Source organism: Acinetobacter sp. YH12112, from assembly GCF_013418945.1.
Taxonomy (GTDB): domain Bacteria; phylum Pseudomonadota; class Gammaproteobacteria; order Pseudomonadales; family Moraxellaceae; genus Acinetobacter; species Acinetobacter indicus.
Window position 1 is genome coordinate 74983 of the sequence record NZ_VPBA01000009.1, and the last position, 24052, is coordinate 99034.

Consider the following 24052-nt stretch of genomic DNA (forward strand, 5'->3'; position numbering starts at 1 on the left):
ATGGCTGCATTACTTGGTGTAAATATTGACCATGTTGCAACATTGCGACAAGCACGTGGCACCACTTACCCAGATCCGGTCAATGCCGCACTGATTTGTGAACAGGCCGGTGCAGAGGGTATTACCTTGCATCTGCGTGAAGATCGTCGTCATATTCAGGATGATGATGTGCGTCGTATGCGTCCATTGCTGAAAACCCGCATGAATCTGGAAATGGCGGTGACTGATGAAATGGTCGAGTTCGCCAAAGAAATCAAACCGCATCATGTTTGCTTTGTCCCGGAAAAACGCCAGGAAGTCACCACTGAAGGTGGACTGGATGTGGTCGGTAATTTTGCGGCGGTAAAAGCGGCAACGCAGGCTCTCTCTGTTCTGGGTTGTGATGTATCCCTGTTTATTGATGCTGACTTTGCCCAGATTGATGCCGCAGTTGCTTGTGGTGCACCAACCATTGAAATTCATACCGGTGCCTACGCCGATGCTGAAACCACAGAGGCGCAGCAGGCCGAGCTGGAACGTATTGTGAAAGGTGCCGAATATGCCGCGGCCAAAGGTCTGGTGGTGAATGCCGGCCATGGCCTGAATTTAGATAACGTGACGCCGATTGCCGCAATTCCGCAAATTCATGAACTGAATATTGGTCACTCGCTCATTGCCGATGCGGTGTTTGTGGGTCTGGCACAAGCTGTACAGCAAATGAAAGCAGCGATCAAAGCTGCACGATAATCCTGAAGTTTTTGTATGTCGACAATCAATTATGATGAGCTCATGAAGCCGGTGATCGGCTTCCTGGGCTGTGAAACCCCGCAAGCCTGGCTGGATGAAGCGCTGAACAATCTGGAAATCCTGATGCAGGATCATGCCAACTGCGAGAAAAAAGCCGCGGGCACGGCCATGAACCTGATGTTCCGCTATAGCTTCTTTACCGATTTGCAGGTCAAGCTGGCGCAACTGGTTCGTGAAGAAATGCTGCACTATGAACAGGTGCTGGAATTCATGAACAAACGCGGACAGGAGTGGAAAGGCTTAAGCGCAGGCCGTTATGCCGGCGGTTTACGCAAAGAAATCCGTACCTATGAGCCAGAAGCGTTAATTGATGTACTGGTGATTGGTGCCTTTGTAGAAGCGCGTTCCTGCGAGCGTTTTTATGCCTTGGCACCGCATGTTGATGAAGAGCTGGGGCGTTACTACCGCTATTTGCTGAAATCTGAATCGCGTCATTATGAAGATTACCTGGCATTGGCATTGGATGTTGCTAAAACTGCCAAGCTAAAAAATCCAGAAGAAGATATTCAGGGCCGGATTCAGCATATTCGTGAAGTCGAAAAAAATCTGATTTTAAGCCCCGATGATACTTTCCGTTTTCATAGCGGTGTACCGGCCCAAGCGGCTTGAAACAGTCAATATTTTTTGAGAGAAAACGGGACTTCGGTTCCGTTTTTTTATGGCTGCGAGAAGGGGAATCAGGGCTGATTTACCTGTTTTTGAAGATAGATGCTCTGCTGATCTGGCGATTGACGTCTCGCCATTAGATCGCTCGGGAAGATCCTAATCTTCTTTTTTTATAACCTTCAGATGTGAATCGCTGTAGGAATTAAAAAAGATTAAAATCTATAAATTTTTGGCAATAAAAAAGCCCAAGTCTTAAATGCTTGGGCTTTCTTGAATTTGGCTCTCCCACCTGGGCTCGAACCAGGGACCTGCGGATTAACAGTCCGTCGCTCTACCGACTGAGCTATGGGAGAATCTGAATGCGATTATAGAGGGATTTCAGCAGGGGTCAAGCGAAAACTGTCATCTTTTTTACATTTAAAGTTTATATGCTTTTTATTTGTGCAAAATAAAATAAAACACGAAAAAATCTTGCAAAGCAAAAAATCTGTTGTTAGATTAAATCCAGAAAGTCGTTTGACCAAATGGTTAAACAGTGTGGATTTAAACCAACTTGCCAGCACAAAAATGGCTAAATCGGAGACAGCGAATGAATACGCTCAGCATCCCTGAAATTTTTGCAAATCTCAATTTTTACAAAGACAACTACCTTTCTCTTATCAGCAATCCAGCAGATTATTATACGCCTGTTGCTTCGGCCTATATCAACATATGGCCAGTCGGGCATGTCGATCTGTATCTGGGCGATTTGCTGCAGCTGTGGTTTAGTGAAAAATGGCTGATCAATGAGCCATGTTTCCAGCTTTCAGAGCATCCGGATCATGCGACCCGCACGCCATTACAGCGCAGCCAGGATTTATACCTGTATCAGCTTGCCGGCAGTTCCTTGTCGGGTAGTAACCGCTGCCGGGTCTGGTCGGCTTCTGAACAAAAAGAACTGCGGGTGAGTCTGGATAGTGCCTTTAAATATTACTGTATTTATAAGGGTACAGACCGTCCTGACATCTCACGCAGTCAGCTCATTCAGGCGCTGAAAAAGGCCATCTAACCGTTATCTATGGTCCGCTGAATTGAGCGTTTAGAGTTAAATCAGGCCATAAAAAAACCGCGAACAGGTCGCGGTTTTTTTATTGCTCAGAAGAGATTATTGAGCAGCTTTTTCAGCTTCGATCGACGCAATCGCTTCATCAACGCCTTCGATTGAATCCGCCGCTTTCTTGATACGCGCTAACGCATCTACCAGCACTTCATCAGCCGTTGCATAAGAGATACGCATGAAACCGCCTAAACCGAATGCATCACCTGGAACCACGGCCACGCCAGTTTCTTCCAGTAACCATGCAGAGAATTCTGTGCAAGATTTTAAGCCTTTAGCACGAATCAGTGGTTTGATGTTGGCGTAAGCATAGAACGCACCATCTGCAGGTAAGCAAGAAATCCCTTTGATGTCGTTCAGGCCGTTTACCACCAGGTCATGACGGCGTTTGAACGCTTCAATCATTGGTTGTAGAACGTCTTGAGGACCGTTCAATGCAGCTTCTGCAGCCACTTGTGAAATAGACGTCGGGTTAGAGGTTGACTGAGACTGGATTTTTTTCATCGCACCGATCAGTTTAGCAGGGCCCGCTGCATAGCCGATACGCCAGCCAGTCATGGCATAGGCTTTAGACACACCATTTAACACGATAGTGCGGTCATACAGGTCTGGTGCAACAGTAGCGATGTTGTAGAACTCGTCATCCCAGCGGATTGGTTCGTACATGTCGTCAGATGCGATATACACTTCTGGGTATTTACGCAGTACTTCAGCCAGAGCTTCCAGTTCAGCTTTGGTGTAGATCATGCCTGTCGGGTTAGACGGGCTGTTCAGTACCACTAAACGGGTTTTGTCTGTGATGGCTGCTTCTAACTGAGCAGGGGTGATTTTGAAGCGTTGTTCTTCGCCACATTTCACAATCACTGGCACGCCTTCAGCGATGATGACCATATCTGGATAGCTTACCCAGAATGGTGCAGGGATGATCACTTCATCACCTTTGTTTAACAGTGCAAGTGCCAAGTTAAAGAATGATTGTTTACCACCGCAAGACACTAGAATCTGGTTGGCTTGGTAGTCAAGGTTATTGTCACGTTTTAGTTTCGCAATAATGGCTTTTTTCAGGCCTGGCGTACCGTCAACAGCGGTATATTTGGTAAAACCGTTGTTAATCGCTGCAATTGCTGCATCTTTGATGTGTTGTGGTGTATCGAAATCCGGTTCGCCTGCACCCAAGCCAATTACGTTATGACCAGCAGCTTTCAATTCGGCAGCTTTGTTTGTCACAGCAAGCGTTGGGGACGGTTTGATGGCATTTACACGATCAGAGAGACGTACGTCCACGGCAGTATTCCTTCTTATAGGGATTAAAAAATAAAAAGCACACTATCTTAGCTCAAAAATAGTCACTTCGTCGTTTAAAATCTCAACAAATTAATAAAAAATCACGAAATTTGTGCTTCTACGCCTCAAAATAAGGCATTTTTGAGAATAAAAAGCCGGAGGCTCGCTTCTGACTGCAAAAAACCTTAAAATAGCGCTAATTTGATTTGAGTTATCGTCATGAGTAAGCAGCAGCCTACTTCAAAAAAACCTGTGGTAAAACTCCCATTCCCAATGCCATCTGCGGAAGAAAAAGCCCAGATGGATGCCTTGCATAATCAGGTTCGTCCTAAAGACGAAGGTTATGCCGACAAGCTGTTTCCACCACCACGTGGGACCCGTAAATCTATGGGTAAACGCTAAGAAAAATGCCACGTTCTGTGGCATTTTTTATGGGCGCTTGATGGGTTTAATCCTGGGTTTCACGCCGGTCAAACTGGACATAATAGGCGCGTTTTTGGGTGTACATAGCCTGATCGGCGCGTTTCAGCATCTCTTCAATGCTTTCCTGCGGCAGTGTGGTCGCAGACCCAATCGACAGATTCAGCATCTGATTGCCATGAAACTGACTGTCAATTAACAGCAGTTCCTGCAAGCCCGCCAGACAGTTGTGCAGGGCAATCTCATCGGCACCTGGTAGCAAAACCACAAATTCATCACCGCCAATACGGCAGGCACTGTACTGGGTATTCTGGACAAGCTGATTCAGCAGTTCACCGGTGCGTCTGAGCAGATCATCACCGCTATCATGGCCAAAGGCATCATTCACGACTTTTAAGCCATTCATATCAATATAGATACTGGACACAGGCCGCAGACTGCTGCGCTCTAAACGATTCACTTCTTCAGTATAATGCGAGCGATTCAAAAGCTTGGTCAGCACATCATGCTTGCCCAGATATTCCAGATAGTTTTCGGCTTTTTTTACGTGCGGTAATATCGGTCAAGGCCACCTGAACTGTGCTCCAGTCCTCTTCATAGCCGGGAAATACGGTAAATTGCAGCAATACATGGCGGATGCTGCCATCCAGCGCATAATTGATGGCTTCACGCTGATGGTGAATATTGCCATTCCAGAGCTCGATCAGCTGTTCCCTGAACGTATGCTGCATTTCTCCGGCAAAAATTTTATGAATATTTTGCAGCAGGGTGTTTTTGTCCGGGGCGCCAAATAAATCCAGCGTGGCCTGATTGACATCAATAATCAGCACATCCCGGATACATTGCTGGATAAAATCCGGATGCACATCTAAAAAGGTATTGAAATCATCTATGCCCAAATGGCGCAGCTGATCGAGGCGGCTTTTAATCCGGCTAAAATCTTCCACCCACAAGGAGGTGGGTGAATAGACAAAGCGCGATTCAGCCAGTAAACGCTGCTGATCTGCCTGCCGGCGCGCCGCGGTATATGGGGTGATGTTTTTGGTACTGACCAGCACCAAAGACAGGTCATGCTCATGCGAGGGCACCACGGTGCCGCGTAACTGGATATCCAGCCGTTTCCCGTTCAGGCTGTAATTGACGGCCTGACTGGAAAATTCGGTTTGACCTTCCCACAAGCTGATCAGCTCATCAATATGGGTGCTGGCCATCTCACCTTTAAAAATCTGCTCCAGGTTGCTAATTAAATGCTGCAGATCTTGGGCTTCATACAGTTCCAGGGTTTTCTGGTTTACGCTCAGAATTTTAATTTTACGGGCACATTCAATGACACGGCTTAGATCTTCCAGTAAATAGCCACGTAAATCCTGAATGCCTTGTGCACGCCACAGCTCAAACTGCTTTTTAATTTCACTAAAGTCTTCCAGCCACAGGGCAATCGGCGCAAGGGTAAAAACAGGCGTGTCCAGTATTGTCATAGTCTGAAGCTCGATTATTCTAGTGAATGAAAAATAGAATTATAATCAAGTTTTTATTATGTGATAAAAATTGTGTTTATTTTTATAAATGTGATTTATATCACCAAAATACAGAACAGCCGGCTCAATGGCCGGCTGCTCTGGTATTAAAAAGAGGGATTATTTTTTGGCCCGATGCGCCGGACGCGGTGGGGTAATTTCACGTTGACCATGCCAGACTTCGGCAAAATCCTGTTCATTAATACTATACAGTTCCAGTAAGGCTAGAATCACCCCGCCAAACAGCATGGAACCTTCAGAGTTGCTTTGCCATTCAAAGACCTTGTCTTTCAGGCCATATAAAATATCTTCAATTTCAAAAATCCGGTCACGGCCATTGCTGTCGGTCGGGTACATCTGGGTATTCAGCAAAATTTTAGCCAGACTTTTTTCATTGTCATTTAAAGCCAGCACTTCAATCAGCTCATCCGGATTGCTGGCAAAAATTACCGGATCACGAAAAATGGTATGCAGAAAATGCTGATTCAGTTTCGGTAAAGATTTCTCGACAAAAGGCCGGAAGGAGGCCGGGAAAATCACATTGTGGGAAATGCCTTTAAACATCGGGGCAATTTCCTCGACTTTATAACCGGCAATACCACAGCCAATTGAAGTCAGAAAATACTTCATTTTCGGATGATTTTTGGTATAGGTTTTAAAGTCATCTATATAGTGCTGAATTTGCGACAGTGGCATTTGCTGCAAATGCTCGTTCATGGTTGGAATGGCAAAGCTTTGTCCGGCCCAGCCACGACCTACGCCGCGCACGGCGCCAAAGTGTTGCAGGGCAGTGCGCGCTGCACCGCCGGCATGATCACCCGCCAGATTACTGCCAAAGACAAAAATCGTATCTTCAGGCAAGCTTTTAATAATACTTTCATCATGATATCGGTAAGTCATTGTCATTAAATCTATGTGATCCTTTGTGTTCATGTTGCCCGTGAAGCGGGGCAGAATCAAGTGAAAAAGCACAAGACGAGGGTGTTTTTCTGTTTCACATGAAGATTTTGCTTTGATCTGGGTATGTCTGGTGAGAGTGTGCCAAACAGCAGCGGGTGAAGGTCTTTATTTCAGTTGCACTGCGGACTAAAAACAGAACCTTGCCGATGCTGCCGGTGACAAGAAAGTGTACAAAAATTACAATCTGAAGCCAGATAATAGGCTGAATCTGTTAGACTATTTTTTTCGATCTGTATGAGTACGCTATCCGTGAGTGATCATCAACCTTTTGAATTGGTTACCCATTATCAACCTGCTGGAGATCAGCCGCAGGCCATTGAAAAGCTGGTGCGGGGAATTCAAAAGGGCATGCATGATCAGTTGCTGCTGGGGGTAACCGGTTCCGGCAAGACCTATACCATGGCCAACGTGATTGCCCAGTTACAGCGGCCAACTATTGTGATGGCGCATAACAAGACTCTGGCGGCCCAGCTCTACGGCGAATTTAAAGCCTTTTTCCCGCATAACTCGGTTGAATATTTTGTCAGTTATTATGACTACTATCAGCCGGAAGCCTATGTGCCATCTTCCGATACCTTTATTGAAAAAGATGCCGCCATTAATGATCACATTGACCAGATGCGACTGTCGGCGACGCGGGCATTACTGGAACGTCGTGACTCGATTATTGTGGCATCGGTATCGGCTATTTACGGTCTGGGTGATCCGAATGCCTATATGAGCATGTTGTTGCATGTGGTGCAGGGCGACCGGATTCAACGTGAAGATATCATCCGCCGGCTGGTAGAAATGCAATATAGCCGCAATGAACTGGAATTTTTGCGCGGGACCTACCGGATTCGCGGTGAAATTATTGATATTTTCCCGGCAGAATCAGAGCAGAATGCCATCCGGATTGAACTATTTGATGATGAAGTCGATTCGATCCGCTGGTTTGATCCGCTGACCGGCAAAATGATCCGCAAAGTGCCACGCGTCACCATCTACCCGAAAAGCCATTATGTGACGCCCAAAGACCATTTGCAGCGCGCCATTGAAACTATTCGTGAAGAACTGAAAGAACGTTTAGGCTTTTTCCGTGCACATGACAAGCTGCTGGAAGCACAGCGCATCGAGCAGCGTACCCGTTATGATCTGGAAATGATGCAGCAGCTCGGCTATACCAACGGCATTGAAAACTATTCCCGTCATTTATCCGGTCGTCCGGCCGGTGAAGCGCCACCAACCCTGTTTGATTATGTGCCGGATGATGCCTTGCTGATTATTGATGAGTCGCATGTTACCGTGCCGCAAATTGGTGCCATGTATAAAGGGGACCGTTCGCGTAAGGAAAACCTGGTCAATTATGGTTTCCGTTTACCAAGCGCGCTGGATAACCGGCCAATGAAATTTGAAGAATGGGAACGGATTATTCCAAGCACCATTTATGTCAGTGCCACACCGGCGCAGTATGAACTGGAAAAAGCCGAGCAGATTGTCGAGCAGGTGGTGCGTCCAACCGGTCTGATTGATCCGGAAATTGAAATCCGTCCGGTGCTGACCCAGGTCGATGATGTCCTGTCGGAAATTAACCTGCGTAAAGATAAAAACGAACGGGTTCTGGTCACGACCTTAACCAAGCGCATGGCCGAAGATTTAAGTTCCTATTTAAAAGAATACGGCATTAAAGTGGCCTATCTGCACTCCGATATTGATACGGTCGAGCGGGTCAAGATTATTCATGAGCTGCGCACCGGGATTTATGATGTGCTGGTGGGGATTAACCTGCTGCGTGAAGGTCTGGATATGCCAGAAGTCTCGCTGGTGGCGATTCTGGATGCCGACAAGGAAGGCTTCCTGCGTTCCGAACGTTCGCTGATTCAGACTATTGGTCGTGCTGCGCGGAATATTGCCGGTAAGGCGATTTTATATGCTGACCGGATAACCGATTCCATGCAAAAAGCCATTGATGAAACTGAACGTCGCCGAGCCAAGCAAATTGAATTTAACCAGTTGCATGGGATTACTCCGCGCAGTGCTGTGCGTCAGGTTATTAAAGAAATTGATACCGGCGAGGTGCTGGAAGAAGACGTAATTGATGAGCAGATGGCAGCACAAACCTTGGCATTAACCGCGGATGAACGGCATATCGTGTCGGACCCGAAACTGTTTGCCAAGCATGTGGCCAAGCTGGAAAAAGAGATGCTCAAAGCCTCAAAAGAATTGCAGTTTGAACAGGCCGCACGTCTGCGTGATGAAATTATTCGTTTGAAGGCACAAATGCTGCAGTAAAGAAAAGTGTGGGAACTGTTAAAAAACTCCTTACATAACACAACAGTAAATACCTGAATTTACCGTTAATTTAGCCAAGTATGCTGAGAACTCCAGAACAATATTGAAGCTATAAGGTGACCTGATGAAAACGAATAATCTCCCTAAAGCGAGTTATAAATTAGCAAAAATTGCCGTAGGCGGGGCAGTGCTGGTCGGTTTAGGGCTGGCCACCATGGCTTATGCCCAGAAAGAGCCACTACCCACCGTTGAAAAAGTGGAATTGGATCGTTACCTAGGGGTCTGGTATGAGGTGGCACGTAAACCGATGTCCTTCCAGAATAAATGTGATCGGGATGTCACGGCGACCTATACCTTAAATGAAAATGGCAATATCAAGGTCGATAATCGCTGTATTACCAAAAATGGCGAACAAACCGTCTCTATTGGTGAAGCCTTTGTACAAAATGCGCCGTTTAATACCAAACTGAAAGTCAGCTTCCTGCCAGAATTTATCCGCTGGATGCCAATTGGTCGCGGTGATTACTGGGTGCTAAAACTGGATGAAGATTATCAGACCGTGCTGGTCGGTGAGCCACATCGCAAATATATGTGGGTGTTGTCGCGTACCCCGCAGGCCAATCCCGAAGTGATCAATGAATATCTCGAATATGCCAAATCTTTAGGCTATAACCTGGATGATATTATTCACACCAAACAGACAGCCCGTTAAAGCAATCTCCTACTAAAAATACACCATGCTCCGGCATGGTTTTTTATTTTTCGGTCAATAATTCATGCACGAACAGAGTTTTTCGGAGATGAACTGAGTATAATCAGCGCTCGGCAAAGATCAGGAGTGAAAGATGTATAAAGGCGTTGCTTTGTCTGTATTGGCATCCATCACTTTTGGTGTGCTGTATTTCTATACCCAGTTTCTGCAACCTTTAGACAGTGAAGAAACTTTTGCCTGGCGCATGCTGTCCACCTTGCCTTTTATCACCCTGTTTATGTGGTGGAGTGGTGATTTAAAGCATGTGGCCGAGATTTTCAGGCGGGTGCTACAACAGCCGCTTTTATTGCTGTGGCTGCTGATCAGTTCGTTCTTATGTACCACGCAACTGTGGCTGTTTTTATGGGGGCCAATTAACGGCCGTGGTCTGGAAGTGTCGCTCGGTTATTTCCTGTTGCCACTGGTGATGGTGTTGGTTGGCTGTGTGCTGTATAAGGAAAAACTGTCCAGCTGGCAAATGCTGGCGGTGGCGCTAGCCGTACTGGGCGTTGGACATGAAATCTGGCGCATTGGCAGTGTGGCCTGGGAAACTGTGTATGTGGCGCTGGCTTATCCTTTGTATTTCTTTTTACGCCGTCAGTTTAAAACCGACAATTTAGGCGGTTTCTGGTGGGATCTGTTCCTGATTTTACCAGTCGCGTTTTATCTGGGCTTTGTCTATAGCGACAGCATGGCATTGCTGTTGAATTACTCGCATCTGATCTGGGCTGTGCTGGGACTGGGCTTTTTAAGTGCCTTAGGTTTGGGCAGTTATATTCTGGCCAGCCGTTATTTGCCTTTTGTGATTTTTGGTTTGCTTAGCTATCTGGAACCGGTGTTGCTGGCTTTCGCCTCGATGATGCTGGGCGAGCGTGTTGAAGCCGATGAATGGCTGACCTACATTCCAATCTGGCTGGCGGTATTGCTGCTGGTGATTGAAGGTGTACTGCATGTACTGAAACAGAAACGGCAGGAGCGGGCCTTGCAAAAAAATGTCCAGAACTATCAGGACCGGCTGGAATAGCAAAAAATATTGTTATCAGTCGGTAAAATTTGTCTGATAAAGCAACAAACAGATAACTTGCTCTTTTTTATATGGAAAATAGTGTTTTTTAAAGATTTAGGTGCGAAATCATAAAAATAATTACAACTATTTTGCAAATTTATACTGAATATATAGCAAAATAGAGCGGTCTTAGACAGCTTTTGATTCAATCTTGCCGCCAATTCCATTACAATTGTCGGGTTTTGAATTTTATGCCTAGATATACAATTAATTAGAGGACGTATCTGTGAGCAAAGAGACTATCATCGCCCTACACGCAGAGCACCAAGGTCGCTGGAAAAACCGTGAAGAAATCGCGGAACAAATGATCGCTTTGATCGGTAAGCTGTACCGTGAGAAAAATATTGTTGTTTCAGTATTTGGACGTTCTTTAGTTAACCGTTCAGTGATTCAGATTTTAAAAGCACACCGTTTCACGCGTATGATGGACGTTGAGCTTTCAGTTGTACACACTTTCCCGATTCTTGAAGCATTAGCAAAAGTTGAAAACATTGGTACTGCTGAAATCGACCTGGGTAAACTTGCGGTTGCCTTTAAAGAGCAAGGCGGCGATGCAGATGCATTTGTAGCAGCGGCAGTCAAAGCGGTTGAAGGTCGTCCAACTTCTGTAGAAGGCCGTGATGTTGTACTTTACGGTTTCGGTCGTATCGGTCGTATCCTGGCACGTTTAATGATTGGTCAGTCTGGTCTTGGCCGTGGCTTGAACTTAAAAGCCATCGTAGTGCGTAAATCTGCAGATGGTGATTTGGAAAAACGTGCGTCTTTATTACGTCGTGACTCGATCCATGGTCCATTCTCTGGCACCATTTCTGTTGATGAAGAAAACGAAGCAATTATTGCGAACGGTCAGTTCATTAAAGTGATCTATGCATCTAACCCGTCTGAAGTAGATTACACTGCATACGGTATTAACAATGCACTGGTAATCGACAACACTGGTAAATGGCGTGATGCTGACGGTCTGGCTCAGCACCTGCAATGCCCAGGCGCAGCACGTGTCATTCTGACTGCACCTGGTAAAGGTGACATGAAGAACGTTGTTTATGGTGTAAACCAGGGCGACATTCTTGATGAAGATGCCATCATCTCTGCAGCAAGCTGTACTACAAACGCAATCACGCCAACCTTGAAAGTGTTAGACGACAAATACAAGGTGCTTAATGGTCACGTTGAAACAGTTCACTCGTTCACTAACGACCAGAACCTGATCGACAACTACCACAAAGCTGACCGTCGTGGCCGTGCTGCGACATTGAACATGGTAATTACTGAAACTGGCGCAGCGAAAGCAGTTGCGAAAGCACTTCCAGCGCTGAAAGGCAAGTTAACCGGTAACTCTGTACGTGTTCCAACACCAAACGTATCACTGGCGATTCTGAACCTGACGCTTGAGAAAGAAGTTGAGCGTGACGAAGTGAACGAATACATCCGTCAAATCTCAATCAGCTCGAACCTGCAAGGTCAGATCGGTTATACCAACTCGACTGAAGTGGTATCTTCTGACTTCATCGGTTCACGTACTGCAGGTGTATTTGACGCGCAAGCAACCATCACTTCAGGTAACCGTTTAACGGCTTATGTATGGTACGACAACGAAGTGGGCTATAGCTGCCAGGTACTGCGTATCGCTGAACAGATGGGCGGCGTAAGCTATCCAAAAGTTCCTGCTGAAACAAATGCTTAATTTGTAATGCAGACCAGAAAGAGCCTCATTTGAGGCTCTTTTTTATCTTTCATTAAAATAATAAGCAAAGACGCTATACAAAAAATTGCAAACCGTATCACGGTTTTTGGGCACAATTTCTGTCGAGAAAAACAAAAATGACAGATAGGATAAACCGTTGCCAAACAGATTGATGCTCCGCGGCATAATCTTGATGGTGCTGGCAGCCATGGTAGGTGTAGCAATTGCCTTATGGATTTTTCGGCATTTTCAGATTTATATTCCGCTCGAAAACCAGCAGGTCAATATTGATTTGCAGGAAGCACTCCAAGTCGAAGTTAAAATTCATGATGCACTGGATGTCGATGTCAGTGGCCGGGTCAATGCGGTTATTCCCATTCAGGAAAATCTGGATATTCCGCTGACCCAAACCTTAAATCCACGGGTGTATTTTGATACGCATGTGCCAATCCGTACCACCATTCCGGTGCGGGAAACCTTAAAAATTAACCAGCCTTTGGCAGTCGATACCCAGGTCAAAGTCAGGTTGATGGGTAAAGACATCAGTTTGCCGCTCAAAGGCACCATTCCCATTGTGCTGGATGTCCCCATTCATATGGATGTGCCACTCGCGCAAAAAGTCCATTTGAAATTTAATGCGCCGGTAAAAACGGTATTAAAAGAAAACCTGAATATTCCATTAAAAACCACACTGAATACCCAGATTCCGGTACAAGGTCATTTAAATGTGCCAATTCAAACCGCGCTGAAGGCCTCGGTGGATGTAAAAAATACCTTGCCAATTAAGATTGAGCAGGGTGAGCTGAATATTCCTTTAAACAGTATTCGTCTGGCGACGGCCGAAACGGCGCAGCCACAGACTACTGTACAAATGGTCGAGTAGAGGAGCGTGCAAGATGTTTTCTTCACTTCGCCATCAGCTTGTGTTGGGCTTGATTGTGGCTGCGCTGGTCGCACTTCTGTTCTGGCTGTATTTAAATATTCAGGCCTCGATGTATGTCAATGCCCAAAAAGCACGGTTGTTGTTACCGGAAGATTTACCTACTCATATTGAGGTCGGCAATTATTTACAGGCCCATACCCAAGGCCATTTAGATACTGAAATTCAGCTGGATCAGCAGGTGCAATTGCCTTTGGAAGGTAAATATCCGGCCAATCTGCAATTTGTAGTCACCACACCGATTGATGTAAAAGTGGACTATAAAACCCATATTCAAATTGATCAGCTGATGCCGCTACAAACCAGCACCGATTTAATCTATCAGAATCCGTTATTGCCCAAATTGCCGTTACAGCTGGATATTCCAATTAAAATGAGTGTGCCGTTTCATTTGCAGCGCACCTATCGGCTGCCAGTGAAGATTTTATTTAATGGCCCGGCCGGTCTGGAATTTCATGAGCTGTTAAAGGTTCGCTTGCTACATCAATTTGCGCCGCAATTAAATCTGAATGATCCAATGACCTTGCAGAAAGTTTCCGGATTTAATGCCACGATGCGTAATGTTGAACGACGCACACAAGCCAATTTAGACATGAAAATGGATCTGAAACTGAGTCAGATCCACCCATAAACTGAAGCTGACTTTAGATCAGTTTTTGTAAAATGCTTGTGATATTTGCCGTTGGACGACCCAGTAATGTTTGCAAATCCTGGCTTTGGCTATACATAACGCCATCTTGGGTTTGAGCATCGACATCTGCCAAGAAACTGGCAAAACCCTCATCTAAGCCCACCTGTAGCAACAGTTGCTCAAAGGCCTCAGGGCTTAAGTTATTGTACTGCACTGGTTGTTGACTCACTTCGGAGATGGCTTGAGCAAGATTAGCCTTGGTAAAGCTTTGGTTTGATGCTAACTCATAGGTTTTATTCAGATGGGTATCCGTGAGTAATACACGTGCAATTGCTTCAGCATATTCGTCACGAGACGCGGCACTAATTTGACCATCACCACTTGCACCATATATTGCGCCATGTTGGATTGCTTGGGTTAACGCACCCAAATAGTTCTCGATATACCAGTTGTTGCGAAGCAGGGTATAGCTCAATCCACTTTCTTGAATCAATTTTTCAGTTTCACGATGTTCCTGCGCCAAGCCTAAACTGGAGTGATCTGCATTTAACAAACTGGTATAGGCAATATAGGGAACCTGACTCGCCTGGGCGGCTTCAATCACAGCCTGATGTTGTGCCGTACGACGGCCAATTTCATTGGCTGAAATTAAAAGTAACTTATCCACGCCCAATAACGCAGTCGTTAAACTTTCAGGCTTGTCGTAGTCGAAATGGCGGATTTCGATGCCTTTCGGTAATTGTGCCTGGGCTTTTTCAATATTACGGACTAATGCAATAAGGTGATGTTCTGAACTTAAATTGAAAAGATGGTGGATCACCAATTGACCCAACTGACCAGTTGCACCTGTAATCGCAATATTCATATCTCACTCCAACATTGTTTGAAAAATAATCTTGATGGTTAAATACTAATCTGATAACTTACTAAATGTAAGTACGTACCAAAAAGTAAGCCTATTACCCACAGGAAAGATTTTTATGTCAGCTTATGAAACCAGTAAATTGCTTGGTCAGGTTTTATCCACAGATTGTCCATCGCGTGAAATTTTGGAACACTTAACCAATAAATGGTCGGTATTGGTTCTGCGCTGTTTAAGTGATGGTGTACATCGTTTTAGCGAGTTAAAGCAGCGCATTGAAGGGGTAAGCGAGAAAATGTTAGCGCAGACTTTAAAAATGCTGGAACAAGATGGTTTTATTTTAAGAACGGTTTATCCAGTTGTGCCACCAAAAGTAGAATATCAGCTGACGATTTTGGGTTCGCAAGCGTCTGAAAAGTTAAATTACTTGATTGGATGGGTAGAGCGTAGTTTGCCTGAGATTTTAGAGAATAAAGCGCGCGTTTCAAAATAGACATTAAGTTGCGGGTGGGGAAGCAATAATGAAACCCTCTGAACATCTGGCCGCGTCACTTTTAGTGGTCTATGCCATTATTTTGACTTTTATTTCATAGATGAATTTTATAACTTAAGCACAAACATGTTGGGCTCATTTTCAATTTCTGGAAGACACGACTGGAGATCAAAGCTTAAAGGATAGGATTAAGCAATTTAATCATAAAAGCTTAGGATTATATTCAAGCTATTCGGGGGGTTAACGTCGAAAAATATTGAGTTTATTGATTATCGAGTACCTAGGCTTGGAAAAGAAATGGGTCATACTTTTATCGCGTTAGGTCAGAAGTTAATGCGCTATGCACTTGATCAAAAATAATAAAAAGAAATATTTTTATAAGTCATTCTAAACTTCTCATTCAGCATAACAGCCCCTCATCCTAGCCTTCTCCCAAAGGGAGAAGGAACTTGTAGGATTCATCTTATGAATGAGTCATGAGCAGTGATGAATCAAAATATTTTAAGCCTGTTTCATCTGCTTAAAATCAAAACGGTCAATCACTAAAATACCAAGCGCAAAGACTAGTCCAAGTGCCACACAGCCAATCCATTCAAAATGTTCCCAGGCATACACCGCGCCGAGTGAACCAATGGCTGCCCCTGAAAAGTAAATGGTCATATATACCGCATTAATTCTTGAACGCGCTTTAATATCAATCCGATAGACCAGGTTCTGGTTTAATACGTGAAATGCGGTCAGGCCAAAATAGCTCATCAGTACCCCAATCGCGTAGACCACAATATTCTGCTGGGCAAAAAACAGCGGAATACAGGACAACAGCATCAGGGAAATACATAGCGTTGCAACCAGATTTTCCTTGCCTTGTCCCACGGTTTTCCCCGACCAGCTGGCCGAATAAATCCCGATCACGCCAAGTAAGCCAAACAGGCCAATTTCAAAATCACTAAAATGATAAGGCGTGCTGCCCAAGACAAAGGTCATTGAGGTAAAGACCATCGACAAAATGCCAAAGCCTAAGGCGCCGGCACAGGCACGGCGAATTAAATGCGGATGATGCCGCGCCAGTTTAAATAAGGAACGATAAATCCCTGTCACCGTTAAACCGGGTTGTGGCTGGGTATTCGGCAGTTTGTGCCACATCAGCAGGGCAAAGCCTAAGGTTAGTATTCCGCTGGATAAATACACACCTTCCCAAGACCAGTAGGTCGATACAAAACCGGCAAAGGTGCGCGACAGAATAATCCCCATCACCAGACCACTCATTAGTTTACCGACAATCGCGGCACTCGATTCCGGCGGACTAATGGTCGAGGCAAACGGAATTAACACCTGCGCGGAAATCGCACCAAAAGTGGCACATAAGGTAAAGAAATATAGTCCAGACAGGCTGCTGCTCAAAGACAGTAGGATTTGTGAAATTGCTGCGAAGACCATCAGGCTAACAATTAGCTTGCGTTTATTGAGTAAATCACCCAGTGGCACCAATAGCATAAGTCCTAAACCATAACCAATTTGCGCGACCACTACAGCAAAGCCGGCTTGACTGGTGCTAATGCCCAGACTTTTTTCAATTGAATAAATGAGTGGCTGGTTAAAATAGGCAGAACCGGCACAAAGGCCACAGGCCAACGCCATCAGTAATACAAATTGAGGGGACAGCACTGGCGTGGCGGTTGGGGAGGACATAACAATTTCTCAAGTCGGCGAGTAGCACACTATAGGTGTTGTGGACTGAAAATAGAAATAAGAAAAAACAATCATTTGATTGCTGAATATCATGCTTGGGAAAAAATAAGCGCTGCCGGGTTTTAGCTAGATTGCACTTTTTAGGTGGCGACACACAAATTGTAAAAAGAATTGTGAGCGCAATAGATTTGCTGCATAAATTATTCGAGAAATCCTTTAAAATATGGCAGAATAGGCGGTTTTAAAGTTTTTAGAGGATTGGCAAGATGCGCTTTGTTGATGAAGCAGTCATTACCGTAGAGGCTGGCGACGGTGGCAATGGCGTAGCCAGTTTTCGCCGTGAAAAATTCGTACCATTTGGTGGTCCAGATGGTGGTGATGGTGGTCGTGGCGGCAGCATTTATATTCAGGCCGATGACGACACCAGTACACTCGTAGATTATCGTTATACCCGTAAATTCCGTGCTGAGCGCGGTAAAAATGGTGCAGGCGCAAACTGTGCTGGCCGTGGTGGTGAATCTGTGGTGCTGAAAGTACCGGTAGGCACCACGATTGTAGATACAGATTCTGGTGACATTATTGCTGACCTGGTCGAAGACGGTCAGAAAGTACTGGTTGCCCAGGGCGGTGATGGTGGTTTGGGGAATACTCACTTTAAATCATCGACCAACCGTACCCCGCGTAAATTTACCACAGGTGTGAAAGGTGAATTCCGCGAAATCCGTTTAGAGCTGAAAGTTCTGGCAGATGTTGGTTTGCTAGGCATGCCAAATGCCGGTAAATCAACCTTTATTCGTGCAGTATCGGCCGCAAAACCAAAAGTTGCAGACTATCCGTTTACTACTATGGTGCCAAACCTGGGTGTGGTCGATGCCGATCGTCATCGTTCTTTTGTGATGGCCGATATTCCAGGTCTGATTGAAGGCGCTGCAGAAGGGGCCGGTTTAGGGATTCGCTTCCTGAAACATCTGGCGCGTACCCGTATTCTGCTGCACATTGTCGATGTACAGCCAATTGATGGTTCAGATCCGGCACACAATGCCCGTGCCATTTTGAACGAGCTGGAAAAATTCTCGCCAACGCTGGCCAAACTGCCAGTAGTCTTGGTGCTGAACAAGCTCGACCAATTACCGGAAGATTCACGCGAAGAATGGTGTAAACATATTCTGGAAGAACTGCAATGGGAGGGTCCGGTATTCCAGACCTCGGGCCTAATGTCTGAAGGTACCAAAGAAGTGGTGTACTACCTGATGGATCAGATTGAACAGCAACGCGAACGCGAAGTTGAAGATCCAGACTATGCAGCAGAAATGAAAGCCTTCCGTGACCAGCTTGAAGCTGAAACACGCGAGCAAACCATCGCCGCTAAAGAAGCTTATCGTGAAATGCGTCGTCAGCAACGTCTGGCGGGTCAGGGCGATGACTTCGATGATGACGATGAAGATGATGGCGAAATGGAAGTATATTACGTACGTTAAGCTCTTGATGAAGAGTAACTGAGGACAAGATGATAGAAGTGGTAGATGGGCAACGTCAGCTCCAGGGTTGTAAACGAATCGTTGTTAAAATCGGATCATCTTTACTCACAGCAAACGGGAAAGGCTTAGATCTGGATGCAATTTCGCATTGGGCGAATCAGATTGCAGATCTGCATAATGCAGGACACGAGATTATTCTGGTGTCCTCCGGTGCTGTGGCTGAAGGCATGGTTCGAATGAAACTAGAGAATCGACCCACTGATCTACCCAGTCTTCAGGCTTGTGCGGCCATTGGTCAAATGGGCCTGGTACAAACTTGGTCCAGCGTGCTGGAAAAACACGACATTAAAACTGCGCAAGTGTTATTAACTCATGATGACCTGGCAGATCGTCGCCGTTATCTCAATTCATGTGATGCCCTGCAGCACCTGATTGATTGGCGCGTGATTCCGGTGATTAATGAAAATGACACGGTTTCCACTGACGAAATCCGTTTTGGTGATAACGATACCCTGGCGGCTATGGTGGCCGGACAGGTACATGCGGATCTGTTGATTATCCTGACCGATCAGCAAGGCATGTTTGATTCTGATCCGCGCTCTAATCCAGATGCCAAACTGTTCCATACCGTACGTGCTTTAGATGAAAGCCTGTTCGATATGGCCGGTGGCGGTGGCAAGTTTGGTCGTGGCGGTATGCTGACCAAAGTCCGTGCTGCGCGTTTAGCGGCCAAATCGGGCTGTCCAACCTTAATTGCCAGCGGTGAAAGTGACAATGTACTGGCCCGTCTGATGGATGGCGAAATGCTCGGTACGCTGTTTATTACCGACAATGACCGTATCACTGCCCATCAGCAATGGCTAGCGGCGCATCTGCAAACCGCAGGCCGTCTGGTACTGGACGAAGGCGCGGTAAAAGCCATCAAGGAAAATCATCGTAGCCTGTTACCGGTCGGTGTACGCGCCGTGGAAGGGCATTTCGAACGTGGTGATGTGGTGGAATGCGTAGATCGCCAAGGCCATCGAGTGGCTGTCGGGCGGGTGAACTTTAGCTCGCGTTCAGCAGACATTATTAAAGGTCTGGCCTCGGACAAAGTGCATCAGGTATTGGGTGAAGCACGTTCGCTTGAGATGATTCATCGCAATCATATGGCGATTTACTAAGTCATACAGATTCAACTTAAGATATACAAAAATCCCGCTTTCGAGCGGGATTTTTTATTTGGGAAATAGAGGTAACGAGCAATTTACTTAAACTGAATCGTCCCGTTGGCATTCACCGTCATCTTCGATTCACCGGCAGCCATATCCGGTGCAGGTGCGGCTTCAGCCACCGCAAACTTGGCGGTATTGGCGCGCATTGCAATCGGGCGCGGGGTATAGTTATTGGTATTCATGTTCAGATTGACCAGCTGATAGCCTGATTTATTCCAGGCCTGGGTCAATAACTGCGCGCGTTGCTGGAAGTTTTTCGAAGCTTCGACCAGTAACTCATTTTCGACTTTCTTACGCTGGCTATCTGACACACTAAAATGTACCGATTGAGTTTGCAGGCTCTGCTGCAGCTCACCAATGAGCTGGCTGGCGGCTTTAAAATCGGTACTTTCCAGATGAATTTCGGCACGACCGCGCCATTCTTTCAGTTTCTGACTGTCATTGTCATAAACCGGATAAGTCGACTGTGAACCACTTTCTACTTTAACCGTTGGATATTTTCGCGCTGTGGCCATCGCCTGATTCATAATTTGGGTGATCTGATTGGCCAGTTCAGAAGGCTGTTTATGACTGCGCTCGATATACAGCACTGCGTTCATCTGGTCATTGGATACCTGACGGCTGGCTTCTGCCTGAACATTGATCAGATTGTAGTTCAGTTTTTCGGTGGTCTGCGCCAAGGCACTACCTGAAACTGCAGCAGCCAATAGGCAACTAGAGAGAGTAATAAAACGCATGATTTTGTCCTGTTTTTATAGGTGTTTATCTATCAAAGCATTTTAGCCAAGCAATATGGCTAATTTTTGCAGAGTTTGTGGTGGGATTGTAAAAAAATAATAAAATCTGCTGACTAGGAATGGCTTGATTATTTATTTAAAAACAGTATGTTATATTTAATAGTGGGTTTAATTCTGCGTGTAACTTACATAGGGTTAAAAAAAATATCAAGAATGCGGTTTTCTTTCTGCTGTCACATTGTAAGATGATAATTCAATCTAATGGTTAGACCGATAGAACTTTTCGATAAAATTAGCTCGATAAAATGCCAAAAGCGGTTTATTTTCCCGAAAAATTAGGTATCATCGCGCTCCTAGTTATTGAATATTATCTAGATCATCTAACTAGATTTTTATAAAGCACCGAGTCAAAGGACCACAAGTCACCCGACTTATTTCTTCAACCCATATCAGAGATGGTAATTCGATATGAGCGTTACTTCTGTAAACCCTGCCACCAATTCCACAAACGAATACTACTTGACTCGCCAAAGTCAGATGGAATCGAATGTGCGTAGTTATCCTCGTAAATTACCGTTAGCGATAGCGAAGGCACAAGGTTGCTGGGTTACCGATGTTGAGGGTACGACGTACCTGGATTGTTTAGCTGGGGCAGGTACATTGGCTTTGGGCCATAATCATCCTGCGGTGATTCAAAGTATTCAAGACACCATCGCGAGTGGTCTTCCTTTACATACTTTAGATTTAACTACACCTTTAAAAGATGCATTTACTGAAGCGCTTCTTGCTTACCTGCCAGGTGGCAAAGAAGAGTATTGCTTGCAGTTCTGTGGTCCATCTGGTGCAGATGCAACAGAAGCAGCAATCAAGCTTGCAAAAACATTTACCGGCCGTAGCTCTGTAATCAGCTTCTCAGGTGGCTACCACGGTATGACTCACGGTTCGCTGGCAATGACAGGTAACCTGTCTGCCAAGAATGCCGTAAACGGTTTAATGCCGGGCGTACAATTTATGCCATATCCACATGAATACCGTTGCCCGTTGGGTCTTGGCGGTGAAGCAGGTGTGGATGCACTGACTTACTATTTCGAAAACTTCATTGAAGATGTGGAAAGCGGTGTTACCAAACCGGCTGCTGTAATTCTTGAAGCAATTCAGGGTGAAGGTGGTGTGGTTACTGCGCCTACCAAATGGCTGAAAAAAATCCGTGAAGTGACTGAAAAACACAACATCGTGTTGATTCTTGACGAAGTTCAAGCAGGCTTTGCGCGTTCAGGCAAAATGTTTGCTTATGAACATGCAGGTATTGAACCAGACGTAGTGGTTATGTCGAAAGCGGTTGGTGGTAGCTTGCCACTGGCAGTGTTAGGGATTAAACGTAAGTTTGATGCTTGGCAACCAGCAGGTCATACCGGTACTTTCCGTGGTAACCAGCTGGCAATGGGTACTGGTCTGGTGACAATCAACACCATTAAAGAACAAAACCTGGCGCAAAATGCGCAAGAGCGTGGCGACTTCCTGCAAGCTGAACTGAAAAAACTGGCAGTTGAATTCCCATGTATCGGTAACGTACGTGGCCGCGGTTTAATGATTGGTGTTGAAATTGTAGATGAACGTCAGGAAAAAGACCGTTTAGGTGCTTATCCTGCAGATTCACAACTGGCTGCTGCAATTCAGGCTGCATGTTTTGACAACAAACTGTTGTTAGAAAAAGGCGGTCGTGGTGGTACGGTAATCCGTTTACTTTGCCCGCTGATCATTAATCAGGAAGAATGTGTAGAAGTGATTGCCCGCTTCAAGAAAGCTGTGGCTGAAGCACTGAAAGCAGTACGAGGCGCATAATACATGGTAGATTTTGCAGAACATCGTAAAGCCTTACTCTGCAATGATGCTCAATCTATTGCTGACTATGAGTCAGCAATGGACCAGGCGACAAAAGCCGTCGCAGCATGGTTGCAAAACGATAAAATGTACACCGGTGGTAGCATTAAAGAGCTACGCAGTGCCATTTCATTCAATCCATCGAAAGAAGGTCTGGGTGTACAGAAATCTTTAGAGCGTATGGTCGAGCTGTTCCTGAACAAGAGCTTGAAAGTTCACCATCCGCATTCACTGGCGCATTTGCACTGTCCAACCATGGTGGCCAGCCAGATCGCAGAAGTGTTAATTAACGCCACTAACCAGTCCATGGACTCATGGGATCAAAGCCCGGCCGGTTCATTAATGGAAGTGCAGCTGATTGACTGGTTACGCCAAAAAGTCGGTTACGGTTCAGGTCAGGCCGGTGTATTCACTTCAGGTGGTACGCAGTCTAACCTGATGGGTGTACTGCTGGCGCGTGATGCCTGCATCGCGAAAAACTGGAAAGACGAAAACGGCAAGCCGTGGTCAGTGCAGCGTGATGGTGTACCGGTAGATGCAATGCGTAATGTCAAAGTCATCTGTTCTGAAAATGCACACTTCTCTGTGCAAAAGAACATGGCGATGATGGGCATGGGCTTCCAGTCTGTGGTGACCGTTCCTGTGAATGACAATGCACAGATGGATGTGGTTGCACTTGAGAAAACCATGGCACACCTTCAGTCTGAAGGCAAAATTGTGGCATGTGTGGTGGCAACCGCAGGTACAACCGATGCGGGTGCGATTGATCCATTAAAAGAAATTCGTGAAATCACCAACAAATATGGCGCGTGGATGCATATTGACGCGGCGTGGGGTGGTGCACTGATTTTGTCGAATGACTATCGTTCTATGCTCGATGGCATTGAATTGTCGGATTCTGTGACGCTTGATTTCCACAAGCATTATTTCCAGACCATTTCATGCGGTGCGTTCTTGTTAAAAGACGAAGCCAACTACCGTTTCATGCATTATGAAGCCGAGTACTTGAACTCTGCATATGATGAAGAGCACGGCGTACCAAACCTGGTATCGAAGTCACTGCAAACCACGCGTCGTTTTGATGCCTTGAAATTGTGGATGACGGTTGAAGCCTTGGGCGAAGAGCTTTATGGTTCAATGATTGATCATGGTGTGGATTTAACCCGTGATGTTGCCGCTTATATTAAAGCAACAGATGGTCTTGAGTTGCTGGTAGAGCCGCAATTTGCATCGGTGTTGTTCCGTGTGGTGCCTGAAGGCTATCCGGCTGAATTTGTCGATGCCTTGAACCAGAACGTCGCAGATGAACTGTTTGCGCGTGGTGAAGCCAATATTGGTGTAACCAAAGTGGGTCAGGTTCAGTCATTGAAAATGACTACGTTAAGCCCGGTTGCAACATTAGATAACGTGAAAAACCTATTGGCACTTGTGCTGGCAGAAGCAGAGCGTATTAAAGCTTCAATTGCAGATGGTACTTATACACCACCAATCGCTTAATCGCATGCTGCAAAGAAAGAGAGGCCTACAGGGCACTGCTGTCCCATAGTTTGCTTTAAATAAAAAAAACCTGAGTCCTAACAGTTAAAATATGAGTGCAAACAAACACTTTAACGACCAGGATTCAGGTTTTGTCACATCAGAATACCGTATTTCATGAGCTAATTAAACCTGTTGTGCGACAGGATT

21 protein-coding genes, 1 tRNA gene and 1 pseudogene are annotated in these 24052 nt (G+C 45.6%); 16 read left to right on the forward strand and 7 right to left on the reverse strand.

The genetic code is table 11. The features are described from left to right. Both pdxJ and FTU50_RS05195 read left to right on the forward strand, forming a co-directional pair. The gene (gene pdxJ, locus FTU50_RS05190) at positions 1-726 is read left to right on the forward strand and encodes a pyridoxine 5'-phosphate synthase (protein WP_075167797.1); all 726 of its coding nucleotides are present in this window, start codon (positions 1-3) and stop codon (positions 724-726) included. Between the two features lie 15 nt (positions 727-741). After that, a complete protein-coding gene (locus FTU50_RS05195; RefSeq protein ID WP_005176696.1) occupies positions 742-1395 on the forward strand; it encodes a tRNA-(ms[2]io[6]A)-hydroxylase in 654 nt (217 codons plus the stop codon). 274 nt (positions 1396-1669) lie between these two features. On the opposite strand, the gene FTU50_RS05200 is transcribed toward FTU50_RS05195, so the two are convergent. Continuing rightward, positions 1670-1745, reverse strand: a tRNA-Asn gene (locus tag FTU50_RS05200). Here FTU50_RS05200 and FTU50_RS05205 point away from each other — a divergent pair. Together FTU50_RS05205 and FTU50_RS05210 are read left to right on the forward strand one after the other, a co-directional pair. Continuing rightward, positions 1738-2004, forward strand: coding sequence for a hypothetical protein (locus FTU50_RS05205; protein ID WP_143217969.1), 267 nt, complete (start codon positions 1738-1740; stop codon positions 2002-2004). The genes FTU50_RS05200 and FTU50_RS05205 overlap by 8 nt on opposite strands. Further along, entirely contained in the window at positions 1982-2440 is a 459-nt protein-coding gene (locus FTU50_RS05210) for a hypothetical protein (RefSeq protein WP_180069538.1), read from the forward strand. Before FTU50_RS05205 ends, FTU50_RS05210 begins: the two co-directional genes overlap by 23 nt. A 96-nt stretch (positions 2441-2536) precedes the next feature. Here FTU50_RS05210 and FTU50_RS05215 read toward each other — a convergent pair whose 3' ends face one another. Further along, positions 2537-3772, reverse strand: a complete 1236-nt coding sequence (locus FTU50_RS05215) for a pyridoxal phosphate-dependent aminotransferase (protein WP_005176698.1) — start codon at positions 3770-3772, stop codon at positions 2537-2539. Between the two features lie 219 nt (positions 3773-3991). Here FTU50_RS05215 and FTU50_RS05220 point away from each other — a divergent pair, with 219 nt between their 5' ends. Further along, complete coding sequence (locus FTU50_RS05220; RefSeq protein WP_005176699.1) at positions 3992-4174, forward strand: hypothetical protein; 183 nt, start codon at positions 3992-3994, stop codon at positions 4172-4174. A 46-nt stretch (positions 4175-4220) separates the two neighbouring features. On the opposite strand, the pseudogene FTU50_RS05225 reads toward FTU50_RS05220, so the two are convergent. Beyond that, positions 4221-5670 (reverse strand): annotated as a pseudogene (locus FTU50_RS05225) (diguanylate cyclase domain-containing protein). A gap of 159 nt (positions 5671-5829) precedes the next feature. Further along, complete coding sequence (locus tag FTU50_RS05230) at positions 5830-6609, reverse strand: hypothetical protein (RefSeq protein ID WP_045795109.1); 780 nt, start codon at positions 6607-6609, stop codon at positions 5830-5832. Positions 6610-6918: 309 nt separating this feature from the next. Here FTU50_RS05230 and uvrB point away from each other — a divergent pair, with 309 nt between their 5' ends. The 6 genes from uvrB (at position 6919) to FTU50_RS05260 (ending at position 14012) form a co-directional block, all read left to right on the forward strand. After that, positions 6919-8940, forward strand: a complete 2022-nt coding sequence (uvrB, locus tag FTU50_RS05235; protein WP_045795108.1) for an excinuclease ABC subunit UvrB — start codon at positions 6919-6921, stop codon at positions 8938-8940. A gap of 124 nt (positions 8941-9064) precedes the next feature. Further along, a complete protein-coding gene (locus FTU50_RS05240; protein ID WP_005176705.1) occupies positions 9065-9652 on the forward strand; it encodes a lipocalin family protein in 588 nt (195 codons plus the stop codon). Between the two features lie 133 nt (positions 9653-9785). Further along, positions 9786-10715 (forward strand): EamA family transporter RarD, encoded by a 930-nt coding sequence (gene rarD / locus FTU50_RS05245; protein ID WP_005176706.1) that lies wholly within the window; start codon positions 9786-9788, stop codon positions 10713-10715. Positions 10716-10983: 268 nt separating this feature from the next. Further along, positions 10984-12441 (forward strand): glyceraldehyde-3-phosphate dehydrogenase, encoded by a 1458-nt coding sequence (locus tag FTU50_RS05250; protein ID WP_075167798.1) that lies wholly within the window; start codon positions 10984-10986, stop codon positions 12439-12441. A gap of 172 nt (positions 12442-12613) precedes the next feature. After that, positions 12614-13324 carry an MFS transporter gene (locus FTU50_RS05255; RefSeq protein WP_373685469.1) on the forward strand — a complete coding sequence of 237 codons (711 nt, stop codon included), beginning with the start codon at positions 12614-12616 and terminating at the stop codon, positions 13322-13324. Positions 13325-13337: 13 nt separating this feature from the next. Further along, positions 13338-14012, forward strand: coding sequence for a hypothetical protein (locus FTU50_RS05260; protein WP_075167800.1), 675 nt, complete (start codon positions 13338-13340; stop codon positions 14010-14012). 13 nt (positions 14013-14025) lie between these two features. Here FTU50_RS05260 and FTU50_RS05265 read toward each other — a convergent pair whose 3' ends face one another. After that, on the reverse strand, positions 14026-14877 hold the full coding sequence (locus FTU50_RS05265) for an SDR family oxidoreductase (RefSeq protein ID WP_075174753.1): 852 nt from the start codon (positions 14875-14877) through the stop codon (positions 14026-14028). 115 nt (positions 14878-14992) lie between these two features. Between FTU50_RS05265 and FTU50_RS05270 the strand changes: the two genes are divergently transcribed. Continuing rightward, entirely contained in the window at positions 14993-15367 is a 375-nt protein-coding gene (locus FTU50_RS05270) for a helix-turn-helix domain-containing protein (RefSeq protein WP_016660049.1), read from the forward strand. 501 nt (positions 15368-15868) lie between these two features. Here the strand turns inward: FTU50_RS05270 and FTU50_RS05275 are convergent. Continuing rightward, positions 15869-17056, reverse strand: a complete 1188-nt coding sequence (locus FTU50_RS05275; protein ID WP_180069541.1) for an MFS transporter — start codon at positions 17054-17056, stop codon at positions 15869-15871. Positions 17057-17322: 266 nt separating this feature from the next. Between FTU50_RS05275 and cgtA the strand changes: the two genes are divergently transcribed. After that, positions 17323-18534, forward strand: coding sequence for an Obg family GTPase CgtA (gene cgtA, locus FTU50_RS05280; protein WP_016660051.1), 1212 nt, complete (start codon positions 17323-17325; stop codon positions 18532-18534). Between the two features lie 29 nt (positions 18535-18563). Then, positions 18564-19697: a glutamate 5-kinase gene (proB, locus tag FTU50_RS05285; RefSeq protein ID WP_005176735.1), complete on the forward strand. Its 1134-nt coding sequence runs from the start codon at positions 18564-18566 to the stop codon at positions 19695-19697. 83 nt (positions 19698-19780) lie between these two features. Here proB and FTU50_RS05290 read toward each other — a convergent pair whose 3' ends face one another. Further along, the gene (locus FTU50_RS05290) at positions 19781-20485 is read right to left on the reverse strand and encodes an SIMPL domain-containing protein (RefSeq protein ID WP_016660052.1); all 705 of its coding nucleotides are present in this window, start codon (positions 20483-20485) and stop codon (positions 19781-19783) included. Positions 20486-20953: 468 nt separating this feature from the next. Here FTU50_RS05290 and FTU50_RS05295 point away from each other — a divergent pair, with 468 nt between their 5' ends. Together FTU50_RS05295 and FTU50_RS05300 are read left to right on the forward strand one after the other, a co-directional pair. Then, positions 20954-22327 carry a diaminobutyrate--2-oxoglutarate transaminase gene (locus FTU50_RS05295; protein ID WP_180069546.1) on the forward strand — a complete coding sequence of 458 codons (1374 nt, stop codon included), beginning with the start codon at positions 20954-20956 and terminating at the stop codon, positions 22325-22327. A gap of 3 nt (positions 22328-22330) precedes the next feature. Beyond that, positions 22331-23863: an aspartate aminotransferase family protein gene (locus FTU50_RS05300; protein ID WP_180069549.1), complete on the forward strand. Its 1533-nt coding sequence runs from the start codon at positions 22331-22333 to the stop codon at positions 23861-23863. The last annotated feature ends 189 nt before the right edge of the window (positions 23864-24052 follow it).

Coding starts and splice junctions, on each gene's coding strand:
- pdxJ (WP_075167797.1), top strand. CDS start 1: ATGGCTGCATTACTTGGTGTAAATATTGACCATGTTGCAACATTGCGA.
- FTU50_RS05195 (WP_005176696.1), top strand. CDS start 742: ATGTCGACAATCAATTATGATGAGCTCATGAAGCCGGTGATCGGCTTC.
- FTU50_RS05205 (WP_143217969.1), top strand. CDS start 1,738: ATGGGAGAATCTGAATGCGATTATAGAGGGATTTCAGCAGGGGTCAAG.
- FTU50_RS05210 (WP_180069538.1), top strand. CDS start 1,982: ATGAATACGCTCAGCATCCCTGAAATTTTTGCAAATCTCAATTTTTAC.
- FTU50_RS05220 (WP_005176699.1), top strand. CDS start 3,992: ATGAGTAAGCAGCAGCCTACTTCAAAAAAACCTGTGGTAAAACTCCCA.
- FTU50_RS05230 (WP_045795109.1), bottom strand. CDS start 6,609: ATGACTTACCGATATCATGATGAAAGTATTATTAAAAGCTTGCCTGAA.
- FTU50_RS05240 (WP_005176705.1), top strand. CDS start 9,065: ATGAAAACGAATAATCTCCCTAAAGCGAGTTATAAATTAGCAAAAATT.
- rarD (WP_005176706.1), top strand. CDS start 9,786: ATGTATAAAGGCGTTGCTTTGTCTGTATTGGCATCCATCACTTTTGGT.
- FTU50_RS05255 (WP_373685469.1), top strand. CDS start 12,614: ATGCTCCGCGGCATAATCTTGATGGTGCTGGCAGCCATGGTAGGTGTA.
- FTU50_RS05260 (WP_075167800.1), top strand. CDS start 13,338: ATGTTTTCTTCACTTCGCCATCAGCTTGTGTTGGGCTTGATTGTGGCT.
- FTU50_RS05265 (WP_075174753.1), bottom strand. CDS start 14,877: ATGAATATTGCGATTACAGGTGCAACTGGTCAGTTGGGTCAATTGGTG.
- FTU50_RS05270 (WP_016660049.1), top strand. CDS start 14,993: ATGTCAGCTTATGAAACCAGTAAATTGCTTGGTCAGGTTTTATCCACA.
- FTU50_RS05275 (WP_180069541.1), bottom strand. CDS start 17,056: ATGTCCTCCCCAACCGCCACGCCAGTGCTGTCCCCTCAATTTGTATTA.
- cgtA (WP_016660051.1), top strand. CDS start 17,323: ATGCGCTTTGTTGATGAAGCAGTCATTACCGTAGAGGCTGGCGACGGT.
- proB (WP_005176735.1), top strand. CDS start 18,564: ATGATAGAAGTGGTAGATGGGCAACGTCAGCTCCAGGGTTGTAAACGA.
- FTU50_RS05290 (WP_016660052.1), bottom strand. CDS start 20,485: ATGCGTTTTATTACTCTCTCTAGTTGCCTATTGGCTGCTGCAGTTTCA.
- FTU50_RS05295 (WP_180069546.1), top strand. CDS start 20,954: ATGAGCGTTACTTCTGTAAACCCTGCCACCAATTCCACAAACGAATAC.
- FTU50_RS05300 (WP_180069549.1), top strand. CDS start 22,331: ATGGTAGATTTTGCAGAACATCGTAAAGCCTTACTCTGCAATGATGCT.